At 54.8% G+C, this 6,713-nt stretch carries 3 protein-coding genes; 2 read left to right on the top strand and 1 reads right to left on the bottom strand.

The window, feature by feature from the left end:
• Window positions 1-430: 430 nt before the first annotated feature.
• A complete protein-coding gene (locus B7449_RS16345) occupies window positions 431-2,215 on the top strand; it encodes a Hint domain-containing protein (RefSeq protein WP_039732959.1) in 1,785 nt (594 codons plus the stop codon).
• Window positions 2,216-2,915: 700 nt separating this feature from the next.
• On the opposite strand, the gene B7449_RS16340 is transcribed toward B7449_RS16345, so the two are convergent.
• Window positions 2,916-5,399, bottom strand: a complete 2,484-nt coding sequence (locus B7449_RS16340; protein WP_199858379.1) for a TonB-dependent receptor plug domain-containing protein — start codon at window positions 5,397-5,399, stop codon at window positions 2,916-2,918.
• 372 nt (window positions 5,400-5,771) lie between these two features.
• Between B7449_RS16340 and B7449_RS16335 the strand changes: the two genes are divergently transcribed.
• Window positions 5,772-6,710, top strand: a complete 939-nt coding sequence (locus B7449_RS16335; RefSeq protein ID WP_039732957.1) for a LysR substrate-binding domain-containing protein — start codon at window positions 5,772-5,774, stop codon at window positions 6,708-6,710.
• The last annotated feature ends 3 nt before the right edge of the window (window positions 6,711-6,713 follow it).

The following is a 6,713-nucleotide window of genomic DNA, read 5'->3' as shown; positions in this document are numbered from 1 at the left end:
CTCCGCCATTTCGCACCATTCTCATGACGCCAGAAAATCGCTGCTATCGTCCGCAGCAGATCATGTGGCGGCGTCTTGCCCCTTGGGCGAACCGCCTCAATCAGGCGCTCCCAGATCACCCATGTTTCATCAGTGAAAGTGCCTGTTCCATCTCTTTTTCCCATTCATATAATATGGGAAGTATTTCAAGAGCTAACAGGGTCTAATAATTTTTCTCTTTTTTATTATTCCATATGCAGGTTTATATAAAGTTAATGAGGTCGCTCTACAAACAGGCATCACCGCCATACGCTCTCGCCTGCCATTTACCTATTGGTCATATTTTTATATTACGCTCCACGGTGCCAAATAATAACAAATATAAATGTATTACTCACTTAATGAATCACCTCCACATTCCATATCGCCTTGCCGCCAATAGGATACTGACATGTCTCTAGTCTATGGATATGATAACACCATTACCAGTAGCGGGGATTACACCATAGTCCCTGCCGTTCCCGTACTGGGCGTGATTTCCCTTGGCGGCGGCGGCGCGACCGTTTCCGGATCTGATGTAAATGCCAATATATCCTTTGCTCCCAGCCTGCTTGGCCTGGCGGATCCCTATTACGTTACAGCGACCCAAGGCGCGCATGTTACGGTGGATGGCCTGAGCAATAACCTGATCGGTGCCCTGACTGGAGCAACCATTACAGCCGATGGTGGAACGATTTCCATGTCGGGAGAGGACACCATTTCCGCCCTGTCGGGCGCCACCTATAATATCGAGAATGGCGGCACCCTGATGATCAATCAGGTGGAAGGCGAATCTGCCATCGCTGCATTGGGCGCGTCATCGGTCAATTTTGGTACGGGCGGCGGGACATTGATCATCACGCCCGGTTCCAACGTGTCCATTCTGGAATTCCCGAGCATCAATGGTTTTGACCAGCCGGGGGCCACCATAGAAATACCGGATGCAACCGCCATCGCATCCGTATCGCAATCAGGCAGCGACACCGACATTGTCACGACCACGGGCCAGACCATTCAGGTGCAGGGGGATTTTTACGACTACGCAACCCAGCATAATCTTTTCCAATCCACCAGTGATGGGAACCTGTATATCAGCACCACCCCCATGAACAGCACGGGGGATAACGGCGTTCTGGTCTGTTTCCTGGCGGGATCAATGATCGCCACCCCTGATGGCGCCATCGCCGTGGAAAAGATTAAGGAAAACGACACCGTTCTTGCGCTGGTCAATGGCCAACACGTCCCACGCACGGTGGTCTGGGCAGGCAAGGCGCAGGCAAGCGTGCGCGCAGGCGTGGCCGATGACGAAGCAGGCTATCCCGTCCGTATCCGCCAGAACGCCATTTCCGACGGCGTGCCATACAAGGATATGCTGATTACGACTGAACACTGCCTGTTCTTCAACGGTCGGTTCATCCCCGCACGCATGCTTGTGAATGGCCGGTCGGTTTTATATGATTATTCCATTACGTCTTATGAATACTACCATATCGAACTGGAGGAACATGCAATCATCATGGCTGATGGCATGTTGACCGAAAGCTATCTTGATACAGGAAACCGCCGTGCTTTCCAGCAGGCTGGGCAGGTTATCCGGATCGGGGGGAAAATTCACGACTGGTCACGTGATGCAGCAGCCCCGCTTGGCGTCAGTCGCGATTTTGTTGAACCTGTTTTTCGCCAGATCGAGGCAAGGGCCATGGCGGCCGGACTGGAAAGCCAGTCCGCAGCAGCCATGTTGAGTAACGACCCCGATCTTTACCTGATGACCGATGCACACACCATCATTCCCAGAATACGCGAAGCCAATGGTAAGGTGTTCTTCATGGTCCCGCCCGATGTGCATAACGTCCGCATCATGTCGCGTACTGCACGCCCGTCTGACATGATAGGCCCGTATGTAGATGACCGCCGCCAACTGGGCGTTCTGATTGGAAATATCAGACTGTTTGAAGGCAATATCACGCGCACCATCACGTCCCACCTGACGGACGAAACATCCCTCGACTGGCATGGCGGCGGGAATGCATCCAATAGCGTGCCCTGTCGATGGACGAATGGACGATCCGTCCTGAAACTTGGGGACCGGCGGCCTGCGACAATGGGGCTGCTCTGTCTCGAAATTCTGGCTGGTGGTCCCTACGGCATTGAAGACAGTGCCGACGTCAATACCGATATGTCCCGTCTTACAGCCTGACCGGACAATGGAGAGAGGGATGATGGCAGGTATCAAAAGTAACCGCATGTATGCCATCGTCCCTCACAACAAGGCATTTACAGTATCTTTATCGTCTACAAGGTCAATTTTAGAAACGGATTGAAACTACTTATTGATAAAAAATGGAAATTATCTAATATTTCTGAAAATTTACAGGATGTTTCGTAAGCCGTCTTTTCAAACACACGGTAGGGATACCTGTACCCTGCCAGCATCACCAGCGATGCACGCGCGCCGATGCTATAGAATAACATGCGTGCAATATTCCAATCCATCAGACACATCACCACAGGGGTATCGACAATAGCATGGATTGTCGTGATCTGTTCGGAGTTGAACCCTCCCCTGGCCAGAGGCACGCGCTTTTACAGATCCCGCACTGTTTTGACCTGCACGGAGAAGTGTGCAGTGGATCCTTCTGGCGATCGACTGCCAGACGCATGGAAATCCATTTGGACACGCTACGGTCATCCCGGCAGCACAGACATCGTCAGAGGCATTGCATGATGGCGATGCCGCACGGCCTCGACAAACAGGGAGCTTCAGGTGTGCATCCAAAAAAAATGGTCCGGGTGATGCCTGAAAAGACAACTCACCCGAACCATCGAATTACGCAAGAGCCATGTCCGGCCTGCCAGTCTGCTTCCGGTTATACTTCTCCTGTATTTCAGGATGCTTATCAGAAATCGAGGGATGTCTTGACATAATACATCCCCCCGTTAAACCCGTAAGGCGAGTAGGACGCATATTTCGCCAGCCCCTGCTGCGAATTGGCAATCGCGCTGGAAATACGGGTCGGATATTTGTTGCCAAGGTTGTTGGCGCCGACACCTATGGTCCACCGCGGGATAGGCTTGTAATCAACTTCCAGATTGGTGATGAAGGCCGGGTTCTGTTCAAACGGCACGGCGCCGGCGCCGGTCGGGGCCGCCATGTAGGTGATGGAGCCATACCGCATTTCCTGCACGAACACCGACCATTTCTTGTACTGCCAGTTCACGCTGATCTGCTCGCGATTTTTGGGCGCGGAATGCAGGACCATTTCCTTGGTGTATTCGTTGACCAGGTTGTTGCGGGCGGAACGGATCTCGTTATCGGAGAAGTTGATGCCCATGGCGAAGCGGAATTTGCCAAAGCGGTGCGTATGCAGCGTGTAGTCAGCACTCAGATCGCCGCCAAACGTCTGGGTGTTATAAAGGTTGGCATAGTATGAAAGGGATGTCGCACTCGAAATATTGGCAGCTGCCAGCAGTTGCTTCAACGTGGCGTCATTCTGGTCAACCGTATAGGACTGGGTACTGCCCAGACGGTCATTGATCGCGATGTAGTACAGGTTGCCCGTGATATGGAAATCATCTACCGGCGTCGCGTCAAGACCGATTGTGTAGCTGCGCGAATACTCGCCCTTCATGTTACCAGCGCCCAGATATTTGGCGATGGCGCTGTTCGCGGGCACCTGATCGACGGTATAGCCGGGATACGGCGCTGAATAGAAATAGGACATTTCACCCAGCGTCGGCGGACGGTAGCCGGAATTGATGTTGGCACGGATGGCCCAGCGCTTGTTGAAGTTATAGCGCGTGCCGATGGACCCGGTCTCGACCGTTGCCAGGTTGTTGTAACTGTCAACACGACCGCCCAGCGTCCATTCCCATTTCTTGGTGATGTAGAAATCAAGGTTGACGAAACCTTCATATACATCACGGTTCTGGTTCGTGACCGCCATGGGCACGTTACCGGGGTGATCGGTTGCCCCCTGCCCGCCCCATGACGCGGTTTCACCCTGCGTCATCTGGAAGGTGTCGTGACGGTATTCCGCGCCGAATTTCAGGTTGATGTCACGCGGCAGCAGGCCGGTGTGGAACGAACGCGATCCCCGCAGCCCGGTTGTCAGTTCGGACGAAATTGATTCACCGTCATAGAAGGATGTCTGGGTAGGGTCATAGGCGTATGACCCGTCCGACAACAACGAGGCGTTTTCTGAATCCTTGGTGCCGTATTTCTGCTGGTCACGGCCATAGGTTACGTACGCATCCCATGCAAAACCGAATTTACGCGCGCGGATGCCATTATCCGTCTCGAAATCATACTGGTCCATGGTGATGTAGGGCTGGTCACCATTGGGATAAAGCGACGGGATGACCCATTCATCCGCCCCCGAATTGGCGCGGTATGTTTCGGCCACGTTGGCGCGACGGTGCGAGAAGGTGGACGTGCTGTAGAAGCTGAACCCGTGCGCGAAGGGAACGGACATGTTTTCGCTCAGCGTCTCAAGCGTGCTCTTGGGCAGCCCCAGGCCACGCTGCACGTTACGGTCCGCCGTTGCATTGCGCGTGGCATCGGAAAACAGGGTGCCATAGAAATCACCGCCCCGCGTCGTGGGCAGCTGGTGGGTGACCTGTGCCGCAAGGTCAAGATAGCCGCCCTTATTGCCCAGCGCCATGGCGTAACTGGCCGAACCGTCCAGCGCCTGCCCGTCGCCCGCGTAATACCCGCTGTTCTTGAAATTGATCGTGCCACCATGCGTATCACGCTTCAGCACGATATTGACCGCACCGGCGATGGCATCCTGACCATACAGCGCGGACGCGCCTTCGGTAATGACTTCGATATGATCAATCGCCGTAATGGGAATAAGCGAGATATCAGCCGGTTCACTGCCCCAGTTGGTACCCGCGTTGGAATTGAAATTTGCGCCGATATGACGACGGTGGCCATTCACCAGGATCAGCGTGTCATCGGGCGACTGTCCGCGCAGCTGCATGGTCTGGACAAACGAACTTGCGCCACCGCCCGGCAGGGCCGCGGTAGTAATGGCCGGGTTGGCCTGCGCCAGCGCGGAAAGCACATTCGTCTGGCCGGTTTTCAGCAGTTCCGCACCGGTTACGACCGTAACCTGCGTGGTGCTGTGCCGTGCCGCCCCCGGCGAGAAGATGGAATTGGTCTGGTGACCGCCCACATGAATCTCTTCCGGTCGGGCGGACGCGCGCAGGGCTGCAGGCGCGGCCTGGCTTGCGGCTGGCGCCTTTTTATGGGCCGCCACCCGATAATGCTTTTCCGGGGATGAAACAGACGCGGTCGCGGCTTCGCCGATGGCCGGCACGAATGTACCGAATGCGACCCCAGCCACCAGATATAACTTCCGCTTTGATAAGCCTGACATCTGCCTTCCCCCCTGAAACTCGAACCGGACGTTTCGTAACGAACATGTGCAGGTTTATGATGCGCATTCGTTACGATGTGGCGTCATATGGATTATTGATATGTTCGCAAGCCAGGCGGGTGCTTACTTGGATATAACAATTTATATAATTGAAAATTCTTCCTGTTTTTGGCGGTGTCGCGTTTTCGACACGGCTACGGCAAGTATCAGGGCTCCTGTTCCGGAACCGGATCGACCCGGTCATGACCGGGCCACCGGGCGGAAACGTTATTGCGTCATAACGTCATGCCCGTGCATGACAATATATTGACAACGTAAGAAAAATCCCTATTATCAATGAAATAAAGCCCATGACATGTAACGGAGTTCCAGTTGGATATACGGCGACTGCAGGCTTTTATTAAAATCATTGACTTGGGCAGCATTTCCCGTGCGGCCGATCTGCTCAATATTGCCCAGCCTGCATTGAGCCAGCAACTGGCCACGCTTGAAAACGCCTTCAAGCAGAAACTTGTCATCCGCAGCAAAAGCGGTGTCACACCCACCACCGCCGGGGCGGAACTGTACCGGCATGCACAGACCCTGACCAAGCAGTTCGACCGGGCCATGGTGGAAATAACCCGGGGCGCGGGTCCTCTGGTGGGCAAGGTATCGGTCGGACTGTCACCTTACAGCGCGGGCTCCACGCTGTCGGTCAAACTGCTGGAATGCGTACGCGCGCGCCTGCCCGATATCACGCTGCACCTGACTGAAAGCTTTGATGACATCTACAGCGAACTGATCATGACAGGGCGGCTGGACATGGCGGTCATTCACGGCGCGGGGCCGATCAAGGGGGTCGTTTTCACCCCGTTGATGAAGGAAGAATTCTTCCTGCTGGCCCCACATGTGCTGGAATTCCCGCAAGATGAAACGGGTGCCGTACAACTGGCTGACATAGCCGACACGCCCCTGCTCCTGCCACCCAGGCATAATTTTGTCCGCAAGAGCGTGGACATGGCCTTCATGCGCAAGCAGCTTGAACCGCGCATAGTCGCCGAGATCGAGGCGCTGATTACCCTGCAGGGCGCCATAGAGCAGGGCATCGGCGCCACCATCCTGCCATGGTCCGTTGCCAGCCGTATTGTCGCGCCGGGAAAGTCGCGCATCTATCCGCTGCGCAATCCGGTCATTCAGGAAGACGTTTCACTGTGCATTCCTGAAATCATTCCGGAAACCGAGGCCTCGGTGGCGGTGCGTGACGTGCTTATTGATCTGGCCAAGACCATGGCGGCATCGCATAACTGGCCCGGAACACAGCCTTTCAGCTAACGG

It is taken from the genome of Komagataeibacter intermedius TF2, assembly GCF_000964425.1.
Classification (GTDB): Bacteria; Pseudomonadota; Alphaproteobacteria; order Acetobacterales; family Acetobacteraceae; genus Komagataeibacter; species Komagataeibacter intermedius.
The sequence above is the reverse complement of the archived record's forward strand: the minus strand, read 5'-3'. Positions and strand labels throughout refer to the sequence as shown.